This window comes from Neisseria sp. P0014.S009, from assembly GCF_051958155.1.
Classification (GTDB): Bacteria; Pseudomonadota; Gammaproteobacteria; order Burkholderiales; family Neisseriaceae; genus Neisseria; species Neisseria flavescens_C.
Genome location: NZ_JBQCVS010000009.1, coordinates 15,882 through 33,257 on the forward strand (window position 1 = coordinate 15,882; position 17,376 = coordinate 33,257).

Consider the following 17,376-nt stretch of genomic DNA (forward strand, 5'->3'; position numbering starts at 1 on the left):
GCCTCAAACTTTCTTAACGCCATGAAATCATTTAAATAAAAATATAATATTTTTTGCACCATTCTGTTTTTATACTTCTTTCATATATGTTAAAATGATTCTGCTTTCTGTAAACTTTTTCTACGCCCATTATTACAAAGGAGTTCGTATGTTACGTTTTTCTGCTTTGGTTGCCGTATCCGCCCTGATGCTTGCCGCGTGCTCACAATCCGGCAATTCCCAACCATCCACTTCCTCCTCTCAAACTTCTACTCCAAAAACAACTGCCGCCGGTTCTGCCTGCCGCAGCATGGGTGAAGGCCATAAAGTCAATGGCAAAGGTCAAAACGATATTTATATGTGTAAAGTCGATGTAGCTTTGAACTCTGCCGAAGCCAAATCCGCTTTGGATCCTAGCATCCGCGTTCACTACGGCAGCACATCCGGCGCAACTTTGACTTCCCGTCAAATCTCCAACTCAGTCGGCAAAACCCCTGATGAAACCTGCCAACGCGCATTCCTGAGCGCGGTTAAACGCTTCCAAAGCACTGCACATCGCAAAAAAGCCAAATCCGTTCACCTGGTTAGCTACTTTGACAAAGTAACCAAAGGCGGTAACGAGTACGAATGCCACATCGCTACATTCAACAGCCGTGTGGTTTTGAAAGGCAGCTTCCACTAAGCAATGTCAAAAATGCCGGACTTCAACATGAAGTTTGGCATTTTTCTATTTTATGGATACGACAACCCTTCACTGCCTGTTGGCCGATCCGTCTTTTGCCGCCTGCTACGACCATGCATCTCTAAACGCAGCCGATTCACAACGTTTGGCTGCCACGCCGCAACTGGCACAGCGTCAAGACTGGCAAGTCAGCCGAGCGTTAAAACAGCAAACCGATTTAGCGACTGTATCACTGAGCCACAGCAAAGGCTTTGCTGCTTTATTGTGTGCGCTTCATCCCTTAACAGCCGGAGTCGATATCGAATTTATCCGACCGCGCGATTTCAAAGCGCTGTCAGCTTTAGTCTGCACGCAGGAAGAACAAGACTATTTGGAAACGGCAAACTGGTCGTCTGAAACGTTTTACCGATTGTGGTGTTTCAAAGAAGCATTGATTAAAGCGGCAAATTTGGATTTTCCGTCGGATATGAAATCGGTCGGCTATGTTTTCGATTCAGGGCAACCCGTCGGTTTACGCGCAGGAAAGCAAACCGATTGGCACGGCACAAGCGCGATTTTAGCGAATACGATGGCACTTGCCTGCGTTTGGAAGGGAAAAGCCGTCGCTCTGCAATGGCAGTTTTTCGGCTCGCTCAAACCCAATGATTTAACCGACCGGCAAACTATCTAACAACTGACAAACTAATAATAATCTGATTTAATTTACTGCACTTTTACTTATTCCACACACCAACAGCAGCATTTGCAAAAGGCCGTCTGAACGATGAATCTTCGCCTCCTAAACCGCCTCTATACTGCCCTTATTCTGTTTCTTACCCTGTTTTTGGTTTATGCCTTTGCTTCACAAGCGCGCATCCAAACCGATTTGACCGCGTTGTTGCCAAGCGAGCAGCAACCCGATGCTTTACTGACGGCTGCAGATAAAGCCGCAGAAGCGCAGCTCAATTCGCAAGTTATTTTGCTTGCAGGCAGTACCGATGCCGAAACCGCTTTTCAGACGGCCTCACAAATTGCCGACGCATGGCGCAAAAGTGGCGTATTTGAACAAGTCGACAGTAGCATGACGCCGAATTTAGACAAAGTGCGGGCGGATATGCAGAAGCTGAGTTTGGCAGTTTTGCCACAAGACGAAATACGCCTGCTGTTTGAGCAGCCGCAAGCCTATTTTCAAGCGCGTGCAGAAGCCGCGGCCAATCCGTTTGCCGCCCCCTCGCCTTTGTCTTTAGAACAAGACTGGCTGGGCTTCGGACGCTTTGTTGCCGACAAGGCCAATCCGCAAAGCCGTTTACAGTGGGACATGGACAACGGCATGTTGTTTGCCGAAGACAAAGGCAAAACTTGGGTATTCTTGCGCGGACGGCTCGCCGGTGGCGATCAATTTTCCGGCAACGATGCCCTCTTACCGCTGATGGCGCAAAGCCGTCAAATCGCTTCGGAAAACGGCGCGGAAACCTTAAGCGCAGGTGGCGCATTGTTTGCTGCCGTATCCAAAGCAGCCGCAGAAAAAGAAAGCCGACTGATGAGCATGGTCGGACTTGGGCTGACCTTTGCGCTGCTGTTGTGGGTCTTCCGCAGCGGCCGAGTATTTTTGCTGTCCTTGCCTCTGGCAGCCGGTATGTTGACCGGATTGGCGGTTGCGTTATTAACCTTCGGCGAAGTGCATATCCTGACCATCGTCATCGGCACCAGCTTGGTGGGTATGTTGGTGGATTTCCCGTTGCACTGGCTTGCTCCGTCGGTATTCGGGCCGTCTGAAAAGACCGTTTGGCAGGCTGAATCGGCAATGAAACATGTCTTGCCAAGTTTTGCCGTCAGCCTGACAATTACCGTCTTGGGCTACGCGCTGCTGTGGTTCACCCCTTTGCCTGTACTGCGCCAAACCGCCGTATTTTCAGGCTTTGCCTTATTTGGCGCGTTTGGTGCCACCGTTTTATGGCTGCCGCCGCTGTTTCGCCGCTACCGTGCCAAAACCGTGCCTTTTGCCGCATTAACCGAAAAGCTCTATTCCTTGTCAGACCGTCTGAAAAATCGCCTGCACAAACGCGGCTGGTTAATCGTGGGCGGAATTTTGCTGGCAGTCGGACTGTGGCGCAGCGACTGGCGTGACGACATCCGTCAATGGGTCAATATGCCGACCGCGATGTTGGCTGAGGTACAACAAATCGGCCGGTTGAGCGGCACAGATTTTGGCGGCAAATATTTGGTGACCGAAGCACAAAGCGAAGATGCCCTGTTGAAGAAAACCGCCGAACTCGGCCGCGCCCTGCAGCCCTTAATTGCGCAAGGCAAACTGTCCGGCATCCAATCGCCCGACCAATTCATCCTGCCGACAACGGAGCAGCAAAAACTGCAAAACCGCCTGCGCGAATTGACCAAGTTGCCTGATAGCTGGAAACCGCTCACAGAAATCGGTATTCCGCGCAAAACTGTGCGCGATGCCCTGCTTCAAGCCGCCGATACGCAACCATTGTCGCTTTCAGACGGCCTGAATACCGATTTGGCAGAAGCTTGGCGTTCCTTGTATTTGGGCGAAGTGGAGCCAGGCCGTTTTGCTGCCGTCATGCGTTTGAACGGCATGACCGATGAAGCCGCCGTACGCGCTGTGGCGCAACATGTCTCCGGCGTACATTGGGCAGACAAGCGCGCCCACTTAAACGAGCTTTTCCACCACACGCGCAATCAGGCCGCATGGTTAAAACTGGCTTCCTATGCGTTGGCATGGCTGCTTTTGTGGAAAATGTTTGGTTTCAAACGCGGCAGCAAAATCCTTGCCGTGCCGCTGGCCGCCGCCATCTGCACCGTTGCCGTACTCGGTTTGGCCGGCATTCCCGTCAGCCTGTTTGCCATGTTCGGCCTGCTTTTAGTATCCGCCATCGGCGTGGACTATGCCGTCTATGCCGCCACCGCACACCACAGCGCGCCGGCAAAATTAGGCGGTATGCTGCTTGCCGCCGCGACAACAGCCATTTCCTTTGCCCTGCTCGCCATCAGCAGCACGCCCGCTGTTGCCGCGTTCGGCATGACGGTTACCATCGGTGTGGCATTCAATATTTGGCTGGCAGGCACATTGTTGAAAAATTAGACAAAAGATGAAGACGATTGAAATTAAGGCGATATTTTGTTTCAACTTCTATCGCCAAGTTGCAAAAGGCCGTCTGAAAAATTTCAGGCGATAGATTAAACATTATTTATCATTAAAATCAAAGGTATTTTCAAATGTCCGTAGAATTTGACGTTGCCGTTATCGGCGCAGGCCCTTCAGGTTCGGTTGCTTCTGCTTTGCTGAACAAACAAGGCTTTAAAGTTTGCGTATTGGAAAAACAACATTTCCCGCGCTTTGTCATCGGCGAAAGCCTGTTGCCGCATTGCATGGAAATGTTGGAAGAAGCCGGTTTTGCCGATGCAGTGCATGCCGAGCCCAGCTTTCAATTTAAAGACGGCGCAGCGTTTTCATGGGGCAGCCGTTACACAGATTTCAACTTTACTGAAAAATTTTCAGACGGCCCCGGCACCATTTATCAAGTGCGCCGCGGCATCTTCGACAAAATCCTGATTGATGAAGCGGCAAAACAAGGCGTCGATGTCCGCTTCGGACACGGCGTAACCGCGTTTGACAACAGCGGCGATGTAGCACGTTTGAGCGTTGAGTCCGATACAGGCGAAAACTATGAACTGACTGCCAAATTCGTTTTGGATGCCAGCGGTTACGGTCGCGTCCTGCCCCGCCTTTTGGACTTGGAAAGCCCGTCCGAGCTGCCTCCGCGCCAAGCCCATTTCACGCATATCGACGACAACATCACCAGCCCGAAATTCGATCGCAACAAAATCCTGATCAACACGCATCCTGAACATCGCGATGTCTGGATTTGGCTGATTCCTTTCGGCGACAACCGCTGCTCCATCGGCGTTGTCGGCATGCCCGACAAACTGGCTGGCGAATCAGAAGCCGTGTTGAAAAAATTTGTGTACGAATGCCCGATGCTGGCGGAAATTTTGGATAAAGCCGTTTGGGAAAACGACTTCCCGTTCCGCTCTATCCAAGGCTACTCTGCCAACGTAAAAACCTTATACGGCAAACATTTCGCCCTTTTGGGCAACGCCGCCGAATTCCTCGACCCAGTCTTCTCCTCCGGCGTGACCATTGCCCTGCACTCTGCCAAACTGGCTGCCGATTTGTTGGGCAAACAGCTCAAAGGCGAAGCCGTCGATTGGCAAACCGAATTTGCCGACCAACTGATGATCGGCGTGAACGCATTCCGCACTTATGTAAACGGTTGGTACGATTTCCGCTTCCAAAATGCTATCTACGCGCCTAACCGCAGTCCTGAAATCAGCCGCATGATTTCATCTATTCTGGCAGGCTACGCTTGGGACACGGATAATCCATTCGTGGAAAAATCCGAGCAACGCTTGTCCACACTTGCCGCATTGGTGGGCGATTTGAAGGTAGAATAAGGACGAATGCCTTTCAGACGGCCTAGACTGAAAACAGAACAGGCCGTCTGAAAATCTACCCTCATCATTAAATATTTTGACCGATAGATAAAACCTTATGCGATTTATCCCTTTGCTTGCCGCACTGCTGCTTTCCGCATGTACGACCTCGCTCCCCCATCCGCAAACGCTGCCACCGCTTTCCAAAGAAGGCCAATGGTTCAAACTTGAGCAGACCAATGCGGCGGGGCAAACCGTTCAAACCAATCTCTTGGCAGTCGAGCCTCATTCAGACGGCATCCGCTTTGTCCAAACCGATGCACTGGGTACGCCGGTATCGCGCCAATCGGTCAGCACCAAAGGCTGGAAAAACGACGGCTTTGTGATGCCCAATGCCAGTTCGCGCCGATTGTTTGCAGCCCTGTTGCCGCTTTTGGCCGCCGAACAAGCCGCTACGCTTTACCCTGAAGCCCGCCAACAAAACGCCACCCATCAAGGCTTCTGCCCTGACGGCAAAGGCGCGGTGTTCAGCTACCGCGAGCGTGATTTGTGGTGTGTCGCCCACCATTCCGAACAATTCCTCATCGGCTTCCCCGACCAAACTTTCTGGACGGTCAGCCCGATTGCAGAAGACTAATTCATGAATACTCCTGTTTATCTCAGCCGTCCGGCACTGACCAGCGCATTGGGCAGCGGCTTGCAAGTTCATGCCGATGCCTTACTCACGCCGTCTGAAAACACACCCCTGACTTTTTCAGACCAATGGGTAAAAGGCAAAACGCATGCTTTCGGTGCGGTCAAAGAAACCCTGATGCCTCTGCCCGACAGCATTCCCGAAGCGCATCGCAGCCGCAACAACCAGCTTATCCTGCACGCGCTTTCGCAAATAGATGGACTGATTCAGACGGCCATTGCACGTTACGGCAAAGAAAGGGTTGCTGTCGTTACCGGTACGTCAACCAGTGGCGCAGATGAAAATATCCCTTTGTTCCAACACGTTGTCGAAGGCGGTGAATGGACGGATGTTCCGTTCAAACAGTTGCAACACACCATGGCTTCGCCCTCCGAATTTATCGCCCAAGTTTACGGTTTGGACGGCTTGCGCTATACCGTCTCCACTGCCTGCACTTCCGGCGCACGCGCCCTCATCAGCGCAGCCCGACTGCTTCGTGCCGGATTGTGTGATGCCGTGATTTGCGGCGGAGCGGATACGCTTTCTCCGCTGACGATTAATGGTTTTGCCTCTTTGGAAGTGCTTTCAGACGGCATCGCCAAGCCTTTTTCTGCCAACCGCAACGGCATCAATATCGGCGAAGCGGCCGCATTTTTCGTGATGACGCGCGATGAAGATTTTGACGGCGAAATGCAATTGTTGGGCTATGGTGCAAGCAGTGATGCCTACCATATGTCTTCGCCCCGCCCCGACGGTTTGGGTGCAGCCCAATCCTTTCAGGCTGCTTTGGATAAAGCCAGTTTGAAAGCAGAAGACATCGGCTGGATCAATCTGCACGGCACCGGCACGCAGCACAACGACAGCATGGAAAGCCGGGCCGTTGCCGAAGTGTTTGGTTGCCATACCCTTTGCACCTCCACCAAGCCGTCCACCGGTCATACCTTGGGTGCAGCCGGTGCGATTGAAGCCGCATTTGCCTGGTTGATGGCCAACTGCCAATACAATCCGGAAGGCAAACTGCCGCCGCAACAATGGGACAACGTACCCGATTCCGAGCTGCCCAACATCGCTTTGACCGACGGTAACAGCCGCTGGCCGTCTGAAAAACGCATTGCCGCCAGCTCATCATTCGCTTTCGGCGGCAGCAATGCTGTTTTGATTATCGGATAAGTCCTTATATTTAGGCTGTCTTTTCAGACGGCCTTTTTCTTTTCCGCAACTTAAAAAACAATAGCATCAAAACAACAACCAAATCCGCCGAAATATGCCATAATAGGCTTAGCACGTTTCTTCTCGCGATGTGCCCGAAAAGAAAAACTTAACCTACATAGAGAATAATCCCATGACTAAATCCACCATTATCTATACCTACACCGACGAAGCTCCTGCATTGGCCACTCAATCCCTGTTGCCAATCGTGCAGGCGTTTACCCGCCACGCCGATATTGATGTCAAAACCAGCGACATTTCTCTCTCCGGCCGTATTTTGGCGGCTTTTCCAGAATACCTGACCGAAGCGCAACGCGTACCTGATGCGCTTGCCGAATTGGGCGAACTGGTTAAACAACCCGATGCAAACGTAATCAAACTGCCGAACATCAGCGCATCCGTACCTCAACTGACGGCCGCGATTAAAGAATTGCAGTCTAAAGGCTTTGCCGTTCCCGACTATCCTGCCGACCCTCAAACCGATGAAGAAAAAGCCGTACGCGAACGCTACGACCGCATCAAAGGCAGCGCGGTAAACCCTGTCCTGCGTGAAGGCAACTCTGACCGTCGTGCTCCTAAAGCAGTGAAAAACTTTGCGAAAAAACATCCGCACAGCATGGGCGCATGGACCAAAGATTCCAAAACCCATGTTGCCACCATGCAAAGCGGCGACTTTTTCCATAACGAACAATCCGTTACCGTACCCGATGCGACTTCCGTATCCATCGTGTTCACCGACAAACAAGGCAACAAAAAAGAGCTGCGCGAGCCTGTTGCCCTGAAAGCCGGCGAAATCATCGACGCGACCGTAATGAGCAAAAAAGCCCTGCTCGCCTTCCTTGCCGAACAAGTGAAAGACGCAAAAGCTAAAGGCGTATTGTTCTCGCTGCACATGAAAGCCACCATGATGAAAGTGTCCGACCCGATTATCTTCGGACACGCCGTCAAAGTATTCTTCGCGCCTGTTTTTGAAAAATTTGGCGACAAACTGGCTGCCGCAGGCGTCAACGTCAACAACGGCTTCGGCAACCTGCTTGCCAATCTGGACAAACTGGATGCGGACACCCGCGCCGCCGTTGAAGCTGAAATCGCTGCCGTTTACGCTGCCAACCCTGATTTGGCCATGGTTGATTCCGACAAAGGCATTACCAACCTGCACGTTCCTAGCGATGTCATCGTCGATGCTTCTATGCCTGCGATGATTCGCAACTCCGGCCGTATGTGGGATAAAGACGGCAAAGCGCAAGACACCAAAGCCGTGATTCCTGACAGCAGCTACGCCGGCGTTTACCAAGCAACCATCGACTTCTGCCGCGAACACGGCGCATTCGATCCGACAACCATGGGTACCGTTCCTAACGTCGGTCTGATGGCGCAAGCAGCCGAAGAATATGGTTCACACAACAAAACTTTCGAAATCGAAGCCGACGGCCAAGTTCAAGTCATCGATGCAGCAGGTAATGTCCTGATGCAACACGACGTTGAAGCCGGCGACATCTGGCGTATGTGCCAAACCAAAGACGCTCCGGTTAAAGACTGGGTACAACTCGCCGTCAACCGCGCCCGTCTGAGCAATACGCCAGCCGTGTTCTGGCTCGACGAAAACCGTCCGCACGACAAGAGCCTGCTCGCCAAGGTTAAAGCCTACCTTGCCGAACTGGATACCGACGGCCTCGACATCCGCGTCCTCGCGCCCGAAGAAGCCGCTAAATTCAGCCTGGGCCGTCTGAAAAACGGTGAAGACACCATTTCCGTAACCGGCAACGTCCTGCGCGACTACCTGACCGACTTGTTCCCAATTTTGGAACTGGGTACCAGCGCAAAAATGCTGTCCATCGTTCCATTGATGAACGGCGGCGGTATGTTTGAAACCGGCGCTGGCGGCTCCGCACCGAAACATGTTCAACAATTCCTCGAAGAAAACCACTTGCGTTGGGACTCTTTGGGCGAATTCCTCGCACTTGCCGTATCGTTTGAACATCTGGCGCAAAAAACCGGCAACTCTAAAGCCCAAGTCCTCGCCGACACTTTGGATGCAGCCACCGAAAAACTGCTGTTGAACGACAAATCGCCTAAACGCAAAGCTGGCGAACTCGACAACCGCGGCAGCCATTTCTACCTCACCCTCTACTGGGCGCAAGAATTGGCGGCGCAAGACAAAGATGCCGAACTGAAAGCCGCATTTGCGCCATTGGCAGTCGCTTTGACTGCTGACGAAGCCAAAATCGTTGAAGAACTCTCTGCCGTACAAGGCAAAGCGGTCGACATCGGCGGCTACTACGCAGCCAATCCTGAAAAAGCTGCACAAGCGATGCGTCCAAGCGCAACCTTTAATCAGGCCTTGTCAGCCTTATAATTAAAGCAATAAAAGGCCGTCTGAACTTTCAGACGGCCTCAAACCTTATGGAAGCACAATGAAAAAAACCATTCTTTCTCTTACTCTCCTCATCAGCGCTCCGGCTTTGTGGGCATTTTCCCCTGCCGAATTGGCACAAACCCTGCAAAAACCGCAAACCGTGCAAGGCAATTTTGTCCAACAACGCCAGCTCAAATCCCTCAGCAAACCCATGACCACCAGCGGCAGCTTTACCCTTGTCCCACAAAAAGGCCTGCTCTGGAAAATGCAAAAACCATTTGAAACCACCCTGCGCGTGCGTTCAGACGGCATCATGCAATGGAACGGCAACCAATGGGTCAACCCAAACGCCAGCAAACTCAACGGCCAAAGCCGCCAAATCAAACTCTTCCTCGACCTTTTGGGCGGCAATACCCAAGGTTTGGAAAAACAATTTGATTTGAAATTAAACGGCAACGAGAAAAAATGGACGTTGACCCTGACTCCGAAAACCGCCATTACCCGCCAAATCTTCAACCGTATCGAAATCAACGGCGATACGCTGGTACGAAAAATCGAATTGGACGAAAAACAAGGCGACAAAACCATCATGCAGTTCAACCAAATCCAAACCGATAAAGCTCTGGACAGCTTCAGCCGTACCGCCCTCTAAATTGTCTATTCCAACAAAAGGCCGTCTGAAAATAGATTTCAGACGGCCTTTTATATTAATCGGCTGAAGGCTGCTGCCCTTTTCTTTCCGCCTTTCTGGCTTCACGAATGGCTTTGAGTTCGGCCTCTTTCTGTCTGGCTTTTTTCAGCCAAGCCTCCCATTGATTTGGCGTTTCCAACGTGATTCTGCCGATTTTGCCTTCGCGGAAATCAGTCAGGATATTTTCAGCGGCTTTTTGGTAATTGACCCGTCCGCCGCTCAAAACCGCACCGCGTTTTTTGGCAATCCACTCCAGCCAAGAAGTATCGTCCCAATGGCTGCTTGGATCTTTGTCGGCTTGATAGCGCTCTTGCAACAGAGCCAGATAATGGCGGCGGAGGTAATCCAAAAGCTCAAGTGCCACTTCTTCTTCATCCAGCGCGTTGCGTCCAACTGCACCGCCGGCCGCAAGGTTATAGCCGCCTTCTTCGACGATAATTTTTGGCCACAACATACCGGGGGTATCGTAAAGCCAGAAATCGTCGGCAAGGAAAAGGCGCTGTTCGGCTTTGGTAATACCGGGTTCATTACCGGTTTTGGCAGATTTTTTGCCGATCATACCGTTAATCAAGGTGGATTTGCCGACGTTGGGGATACCGCAAATCAGAACACGCAGCGGCTTCTCAATACCTTGGCGGTGCGGAATCATGGCGCGGCAGGCTTGGGTAATTTTGCCATGTGCGCCGGTTTCGGAAGAATCAAGCGCAATGGCGCGGGTATCTTGACGACTGTTGTAGTGTTCGAGCCAAACTTTGGTACGCTCGGGATCGGCAAGGTCTTGCTTGTTTAAGATTTTGAGTTTGGGCTTGCCTTTGGACAACTGGGCAAGCAAAGGGTTTTCGCTGGAAGCAGGCATACGCGCGTCCAACATCTCAATCACCATATCAACGCTTTTAATGCGTTCGGCAATGGCTTTTTTTGCCTTGTTCATGTGGCCGGGAAACCATTGGATAGCCATGTCTTTTTATTCTTTCTATTCGTATCTGAGGCCGTCTGAACAATCATTTTTTTTCAGACGGCCTCGGTATTTGGATAATCGGTCAATCCGGATTTAGAGATTGCCATGTTCATAGCTGTAATAACCTGCTTCATCCATACATTGCTCGAACGTCTTGTATGTATTTCTATTTTGGACTTGCGATTTGCAAGTATTGATTTGGCGGGAAACTTCAGCTTCGCTCGCGCCGGTACGATGCCAACGGTAAGCAGTGACAGGCTCTGTCGCGCAGGCGGTCAAGATAAGCAAGGATAATGCGGTCAGACTGATTTTTTTCATGGTTTCTTCCTTTGAGGCCGTCTGAAACGGCAAGTTAGCGTCCTGCCAAGCTTTGAGCCTGACGGTGGCGGACAAGGAGTTCATAACGGCCTTTGAGGCGCTCGGCCAGTTTTTCCACAACATAAACGGAGCGGTGCTGACCGCCGGTACAACCGATGGCAATCGTCACATAACTGCGGCTCTCTTGTTGCAGGCGCGGCAACCAGCGGCTAATAAAATGGTCGATGTCATCAACCATTTCTTGAACCAACGGCTGCTGGCCCAAATAATCTTGAATAGGTTTGTCCATGCCAGTAAAGGGGCGTAATTCCGGATCGTAATACGGATTGGGCAGGCTGCGCATATCAAACATAAAGTCGGCATTATTGGGAGCGCCATATTTGAAACCAAAGGATTCAAGAATGACCAGCAAACCGACACGTTCAATATTGAGCCATTGTTGCACAGCATAACGCAGCTGCTGAGCATTCATTTTGGACGTATCGATGCAATATGCGATGTCTCTAAGCGGAAAGAGCCACTCGCGTTCTTTTTGCAGGCTTTCCAACAAAGTCAGGTTTTGACCAGACAAAGGGTGTCCACGTCGGGTTTCTGAGAAGCGGCGAACCAAAACACCCTCTTCTGCTTCAACAAACAGGACTTCAACCTGATGTCCTTCGTCACGCAAATATTGGATTTGCTCTTGCGCTTCTTGGATATTAATACGGGAACGGATATCAACGCTGACACCGAGTTTGGTTTCATCGGCCCGTTCGATATGGAGTGAAACCAATGATGGAAGCATTTCCAAGGGAAGATTATCGACACAGTAATAGCCCAAATCTTCGAGCTGCTTAAGAGCTACGGACTTTCCCGAGCCGGATAAGCCGCTAATCAGGACGATTTTCATGATTTTGTTCGTTTTCTTTGAGTTGTGTTTGGTGACGTTCGAGAAATTCTTTGGTGCTGTCTTTACCACGCAATTGAAGGATGTAATTGCGTACTGCAGCTTCAACCAATACTGCTAAGTTTCGACCGATTGCAACAGGCAGGGTAACGGAACGGACGCTGACGTTGAGGATAGATTCTGTTTCGGTACGGATGCTCAATCGATCAAGTTGTTTCATATATCCGTCGTCGGCCGGAACCAAATTGATAATCAGCTGGAGGATTTTTTTCGGACGGATAGAGGTTTCGCCAAAAATATGGCGGATATTAAGTATGCCCAAACCGCGTACTTCGAGGAAATCACGCAGCATAGGCGGGCAACGGCCTTCCAGCATTTCCGGGCCGGTACGGAAAAGTTCGACCGCATCATCGGCAATCAGGCTGTGGCCGCGCGAAATCAGCTCCAATGCCAATTCGCTCTTACCCAAGCCGGATTGTCCGGTAATGAGTACGCCCACTTCAAATACATCCAAAAATACGCCGTGCTTGATGGTGGAAGTTGCCAATGTCCGTTGCAGATAAATCCGCAAAACGTCCATCAGGTGCGGGCTTTCCTGTTTGGAAGTCAGCAAGGGGATACTGTTGGTATGGCAATAATCGCGCAATTTGGGCGATACCGGCAAGCCGTTGGCGACAATGACCAAAGACATGGGGATGTCGAAAAGCTCTCCGAAATCGTAGTTGAGCTCGCCCGACTCCAAGCGGCGCAAATATTCGGCTTCAGCTACGCCGACAACTTGAATTTGGTTGGGATGGATAAAGTTTAAGTGGCCGACCAAGGCCAAGACGGGTTTATCGGCTTCGACACCGATACGGTTGTCCGCGCCAGAATTGCCGGCAGCCCAAGCAAGTTCGAGTTTGTGCTGATTGTCGGAAAACAGGCGGCGGACGGATATGCTGGGCATGAATTACTCTTCGGTCAGAAGTGTGCGTACTTCTTCGGCAGAAGTTGCGGCCATTAATGCTTCACGGATGGCTTTTTGAGAGAATCTGCCGGCCAGTTTGGACAAGACTTCCAAATGTTCGCCGGTAGCGTTTTCAGGCACAAGCAGGATGAAAATCAAGGAAACGGGTTTGCCGTCGGGCGCATCAAAGGCAACCGGCTCTTTGGTGCGGATAAACGCACCGGTGGCTTTTTTCACGCATGCGTGACGGCCGTGAGGAATCGCCACCCCCTGCCCCAAACCGGTCGAACCAAGCTTTTCACGGGCAAACAGGCAGTCGAACACGTTGGTATTCGGTAATTCTGCTTCATTCTCCAGCAGCTGGGCGGCCTCTTCAAACAGACGCTTTTTGCTGCTGACTTCCAAATCCAAAACGATATGGGACAAAGGTAAAATTTCGCCAATCAGGCTCATGTGTATCTCTTTTAAATGTCGCAAAACAATAGGATTGTACCGATTGTCGGTGCAAATCTCAATCCTGAAGGCGTAATTTACACTCGCCCTGCTAACATTTTCCATGTTGTTCTTGATATTTTTTAACGAGCTAAAAATAATCCAACTGCTTGCTTATATTGAATTTAAAGTAAAAATGCTATCAATAGCCAAACTATGATTCAAATGAAAAGGGGTATGCCCGGCATACCCCTTTTCCCCTTCTTTTCAGACGGCCCCAACTTCTTTTTTTAAAACAGTTTGGAAACCAAAAATACCCAGAAATAATGGCAGACCAATCCGCAAAACCACGCCAAACCGATGCGGTTATTGGCCAAAAACGTTTGGAAGCACAACTGGCGATTGCGCGTACGGATGACAACATATTGCTGATACTGCCAATAAACAGTTATCGGCAATATCAACCAATACGGCCAAGTTGCACCGATTTTGATACCCAACACCGCCATCAATACCGTAAACCAAAAATGGCAAAGCATAGAGGCAGTAATGTCGTGATGGCCAAATGTGATTGCCGAAGTTTTAATGCCAATTTTCAAATCGTCTTCTTTGTCCGCCATGGCATAAATCGTGTCGTAAGCCAACGTCCATAAGGCATTGGCGGTAAACATCAGCCACGCTTCGGAAGGCACTCGGCCTTGCACGGCGGCAAAGGCCATGGGAATGCCGAACGAAAATGCCAGTCCTAAATAAAACTGCGGCAACGGGAAAAAGCGTTTGGTAAAGGGATATGTGATGGCCAGGAACAAGGCCGGAAGGCTCATCAGCCAAGTAAAGCGGTTGAGCTGCACCAAGCATAAAGCTGCCATCAGACACAACATGACGGTCAAAAGCAGCGCTTCGATTTTAGAAACCAAACCTTTGGCAAACGGGCGGTTTTTAGTGCGCTCTACTGCACCGTCAAAATTGCGGTCGGCAAAGTCATTTACCACGCAACCTGCGCTGCGCATCAAAAATGTGCCTGCGCTAAAGGCAAGAAAAATATCCGCGTCAGGAACGCCTTTAGACGCAATCCACAATGCCCAATAAGTCGGCCACAGCAAAAGCAGTGTGCCAATGGGTTTGTCGACGCGCATCAGTTTGGCGTATATCACCATCCGTCCGACAGCGTAACGCGGTAGAAATTGTAGAAAAAAGCGCCTTATGTTCATTGATGTAATGTGTCGTTGTTTATGTGTCGATTCGGAAGGAAAGGCTTTTTAGAGCCTTAGCTCTTATTATAATTTATTGCCGTCTGAAATCAAACAGATCTTAACAATTTAATTTATTGTATTATATCAGAATTATGACAAACATCGGTAAACGGTTTTATTTTCAGACAGCCTTAGCGGTATAAATCTATTAATTTCAATAAGAAATATTCTGTTAATTCCAATGTTTCGCCGTTCCAATCGAAATACGAACGGCGCGCGGTAACAGGCCGTCTGAAAGATGGATGGTCGAAATCTTCAAAACGAAGAAACTCAAAATCCGAACGCTTCAACGGCAATGTACCGTCAAACAGGCGCTCACCCAAAGGCTGCGTTCCACAATCCAATAATTCTGTCCATAGACGGCTATCTGGTCGGCACGCGCTTCTGGCTTGTATTACTGTTTCGCCGTCCAGTTTGAGCAAAACATCGCGCACAAAGATTTCGTCTCCGTTTTCTGCACCCTTCGTCAAACCCAAATACACCGGCTTGACTGAAAAATCCTTACCGGAAGCGCGCAACGCAGCGGTTAGCGAAGAAACGGTCAGCAAATGTCCGGCCTTAGACGGCAGAAGACTTGAAGCTTCGGCATATGAACAAAGTGTGCCACGCGGTATATCAAACGCCATTTACCACCTCTGTTTTGGCCAACTCCTGCCATTTGGCTTCGGGAAATTCATCTTTCAGACGGCCTTTAAGATATTCCAAGGTATCGCCGGCAACGGTTTCATCTTTACTGTCGTGAATATGGTTGAAAATCAGGCTGTGCAACCGGATGCCGTATTGTTTAAGCGCGGCGAAACTGAGCAGGGTGTGATTGATGCTGCCGAGCCGTCCGCTGGTAACGAGAATGACGGGATAAGCCTGTTGCTGAATATAATCAATAGTCAACAAATCTTCCGTCAGCGGAACCATCAATCCGCCCGCGCCTTCGACCAACACGATTTCATATTGCGCCGCCAATTCTTGCGTGGCAGTGCGGATTTTGTCCAAGTCCAAAGCCCTGCCGTCCAGACGGGCGGCAAGGTGGGGCGAGGCGGGATAGCTGAAGATTTCGGGCATGGTCAGCCCTTGTTTGTCGGCTTCCTGCATGGGTATGCCCATGATTTTGCGGTGGACGGCGATGTCCTCGGCGATGTTTTGGCAACCGGTTTGCACGGGCTTTTGCGTGATCACGCTTCTGCCCTGCTGCAATAATTGTTTTGCCAACACGCCGGTGGCGACGGTTTTGCCGATGTCCGTATCAATGCCGCTGACGAAGTAAACGCCTTTCATTTGCTGTGTTCCTTCAAAATTTGTACGGTTTTGTCGGCAAGTTCGGTCAAGAGGTCGTCTGAAATGACGTAAGGCGGCATGAGGTACACCAGCCTGCCGAATGGACGCACCCAAATGCCCTGCGCCACGCAATCTGCTTGAAAACGCGCCATATCCACACCTTTTTCCAGCTCGATCACCCCGATAGCACCCAAAACGCGCACGTCTTTCACGCCGCGAATGTCCCACGCAGCTTTCAGACGGCCTTTTAAGATGCTTTCGATGCGGCGGATATTTGCCTGCCAATCTTGGGACAAAAGCAGTTTGACCGAAGCGCAGGCTACGGCACACGCCAGCGGGTTCGCCATAAATGTCGGGCCGTGCATAAATACGCCCGCTTCGCCGTGCGAAATCGTTTCGGTGACTTTTTGCGAAGTGATTGCCGCCGCCAGCGTCATATAGCCGCCGCTCAAACCTTTGCCGATACACATAATATCCGGCACGACCTCCGCGTGTTCGCAGGCAAACATCTTACCCGTGCGCCCGAATCCGGTGGCAATTTCGTCAAAAATCAACACGATATCAAATTCGTCGCACAAATCGCGCAATCCGCGAAGATACTGCGGATGATAAAAATACATGCCGCCCGCGCCCTGCACGACCGGTTCCAAAATAAAGGCGGCAATATCCGCATGATGCGCTTCAAACAAGACGCGGACAGGCTGCAAATCCGCCTCGTCCCATTCATCGTCGAAACGGCTTTTCGGATTATCGACAAAATAACGCTGCGGCAGAGCGCTGCCGAAAATATGGTGCATTCCCGTTTCCGGATCGCAGACGGACATCGCGTTCCAAGTATCGCCGTGATACCCGCGCCGCACCGTCGCAATATTCTGTTTCGCCGTCAAACCCCGTGCCTGCTGGTATTGCACCGCCATTTTCAGCGCGACTTCCACCGAAACCGACCCCGAGTCCGCATAAAAAATACGGTCTAGTCCCTGCGGCAAAATCCCGACCAACAACTTGCCCAGCTCCACCGCCGGCTCGTGCGTCAAACCGCCGAACATCACATGCGACATTTGCTTAATCTGCGCCTCAACTGCCTGATTCAAAACGGGATGATTGTAGCCGTGTATCGCACACCACCAAGACGACATCCCGTCAATCAGCCGCGTGCCGTCCGCCAATTCGATGTGCACGCCCTCCGCACGGCGCACCGGATAAACAGGCAACGGGTCGGTCATGGAAGTATAGGGATGGAGTAGATGGTCGCGGTCGAAATCGAGCAGGGAGGAATGTTCAGACATG

At 50.9% G+C, this 17,376-nt stretch carries 17 protein-coding genes; 8 read left to right on the forward strand and 9 right to left on the reverse strand.

All coding sequences use genetic code 11. From position 1 onward, the window contains the following. Nucleotides 1–148 precede the first annotated feature (148 nt). The 8 genes from ACTHS4_RS07860 (at nucleotide 149) to ACTHS4_RS07895 (ending at nucleotide 9,985) form a co-directional block, all read left to right on the forward strand. The gene (locus tag ACTHS4_RS07860; RefSeq protein WP_234395987.1) at nucleotides 149–661 is read left to right on the forward strand and encodes a hypothetical protein; all 513 of its coding nucleotides are present in this window, start codon (nucleotides 149–151) and stop codon (nucleotides 659–661) included. A 52-nt stretch (nucleotides 662–713) separates the two neighbouring features. Next, complete coding sequence (locus ACTHS4_RS07865; RefSeq protein ID WP_070825990.1) at nucleotides 714–1,331, forward strand: 4'-phosphopantetheinyl transferase family protein; 618 nt, start codon at nucleotides 714–716, stop codon at nucleotides 1,329–1,331. 93 nt (nucleotides 1,332–1,424) lie between these two features. Continuing rightward, on the forward strand, nucleotides 1,425–3,743 hold the full coding sequence (locus ACTHS4_RS07870) for an MMPL family transporter (protein ID WP_070825991.1): 2,319 nt from the start codon (nucleotides 1,425–1,427) through the stop codon (nucleotides 3,741–3,743). Between the two features lie 134 nt (nucleotides 3,744–3,877). After that, on the forward strand, nucleotides 3,878–5,116 hold the full coding sequence (locus ACTHS4_RS07875) for an NAD(P)/FAD-dependent oxidoreductase (protein ID WP_070825992.1): 1,239 nt from the start codon (nucleotides 3,878–3,880) through the stop codon (nucleotides 5,114–5,116). Between the two features lie 97 nt (nucleotides 5,117–5,213). Continuing rightward, nucleotides 5,214–5,732, forward strand: a complete 519-nt coding sequence (locus tag ACTHS4_RS07880; protein WP_070825993.1) for a hypothetical protein — start codon at nucleotides 5,214–5,216, stop codon at nucleotides 5,730–5,732. A 3-nt stretch (nucleotides 5,733–5,735) separates the two neighbouring features. Continuing rightward, the gene (locus ACTHS4_RS07885) at nucleotides 5,736–6,938 is read left to right on the forward strand and encodes a beta-ketoacyl-ACP synthase (RefSeq protein WP_070825994.1); all 1,203 of its coding nucleotides are present in this window, start codon (nucleotides 5,736–5,738) and stop codon (nucleotides 6,936–6,938) included. A gap of 172 nt (nucleotides 6,939–7,110) precedes the next feature. Beyond that, nucleotides 7,111–9,333, forward strand: a complete 2,223-nt coding sequence (locus tag ACTHS4_RS07890) for an NADP-dependent isocitrate dehydrogenase (protein ID WP_440365679.1) — start codon at nucleotides 7,111–7,113, stop codon at nucleotides 9,331–9,333. A gap of 58 nt (nucleotides 9,334–9,391) precedes the next feature. Continuing rightward, nucleotides 9,392–9,985 carry a LolA family protein gene (locus tag ACTHS4_RS07895; protein ID WP_371460477.1) on the forward strand — a complete coding sequence of 198 codons (594 nt, stop codon included), beginning with the start codon at nucleotides 9,392–9,394 and terminating at the stop codon, nucleotides 9,983–9,985. A gap of 55 nt (nucleotides 9,986–10,040) precedes the next feature. Here the strand turns inward: ACTHS4_RS07895 and ylqF are convergent, their stop codons facing one another. From ylqF to bioA, 9 genes are all read right to left on the reverse strand, one after another. Then, complete coding sequence (gene ylqF / locus ACTHS4_RS07900) at nucleotides 10,041–10,982, reverse strand: ribosome biogenesis GTPase YlqF (protein WP_070461623.1); 942 nt, start codon at nucleotides 10,980–10,982, stop codon at nucleotides 10,041–10,043. Nucleotides 10,983–11,075: 93 nt separating this feature from the next. Beyond that, nucleotides 11,076–11,300, reverse strand: a complete 225-nt coding sequence (locus ACTHS4_RS07905) for a protocatechuate 3,4-dioxygenase (RefSeq protein ID WP_070461624.1) — start codon at nucleotides 11,298–11,300, stop codon at nucleotides 11,076–11,078. A gap of 34 nt (nucleotides 11,301–11,334) precedes the next feature. Then, entirely contained in the window at nucleotides 11,335–12,189 is an 855-nt protein-coding gene (gene rapZ, locus ACTHS4_RS07910; protein WP_070461625.1) for an RNase adapter RapZ, read from the reverse strand. Then, nucleotides 12,170–13,132 (reverse strand): HPr(Ser) kinase/phosphatase, encoded by a 963-nt coding sequence (hprK, locus tag ACTHS4_RS07915; protein ID WP_003747372.1) that lies wholly within the window; start codon nucleotides 13,130–13,132, stop codon nucleotides 12,170–12,172. The genes rapZ and hprK overlap by 20 nt, the downstream gene beginning before the upstream one ends. A gap of 3 nt (nucleotides 13,133–13,135) precedes the next feature. Beyond that, on the reverse strand, nucleotides 13,136–13,585 hold the full coding sequence (ptsN, locus tag ACTHS4_RS07920) for a PTS IIA-like nitrogen regulatory protein PtsN (protein ID WP_039862228.1): 450 nt from the start codon (nucleotides 13,583–13,585) through the stop codon (nucleotides 13,136–13,138). A 269-nt stretch (nucleotides 13,586–13,854) separates the two neighbouring features. Beyond that, nucleotides 13,855–14,775: a 4-hydroxybenzoate octaprenyltransferase gene (gene ubiA, locus ACTHS4_RS07925; protein ID WP_070843283.1), complete on the reverse strand. Its 921-nt coding sequence runs from the start codon at nucleotides 14,773–14,775 to the stop codon at nucleotides 13,855–13,857. Between the two features lie 173 nt (nucleotides 14,776–14,948). Further along, nucleotides 14,949–15,443: a chorismate--pyruvate lyase family protein gene (locus tag ACTHS4_RS07930; protein WP_107791959.1), complete on the reverse strand. Its 495-nt coding sequence runs from the start codon at nucleotides 15,441–15,443 to the stop codon at nucleotides 14,949–14,951. Beyond that, nucleotides 15,433–16,089: a dethiobiotin synthase gene (gene bioD, locus ACTHS4_RS07935; protein ID WP_107791960.1), complete on the reverse strand. Its 657-nt coding sequence runs from the start codon at nucleotides 16,087–16,089 to the stop codon at nucleotides 15,433–15,435. The genes ACTHS4_RS07930 and bioD overlap by 11 nt, the downstream gene beginning before the upstream one ends. Next, nucleotides 16,086–17,375, reverse strand: a complete 1,290-nt coding sequence (gene bioA, locus ACTHS4_RS07940) for an adenosylmethionine--8-amino-7-oxononanoate transaminase (RefSeq protein WP_070826000.1) — start codon at nucleotides 17,373–17,375, stop codon at nucleotides 16,086–16,088. Before bioA ends, bioD begins: the two co-directional genes overlap by 4 nt. Nucleotide 17,376: the final 1 nt, after the last annotated feature.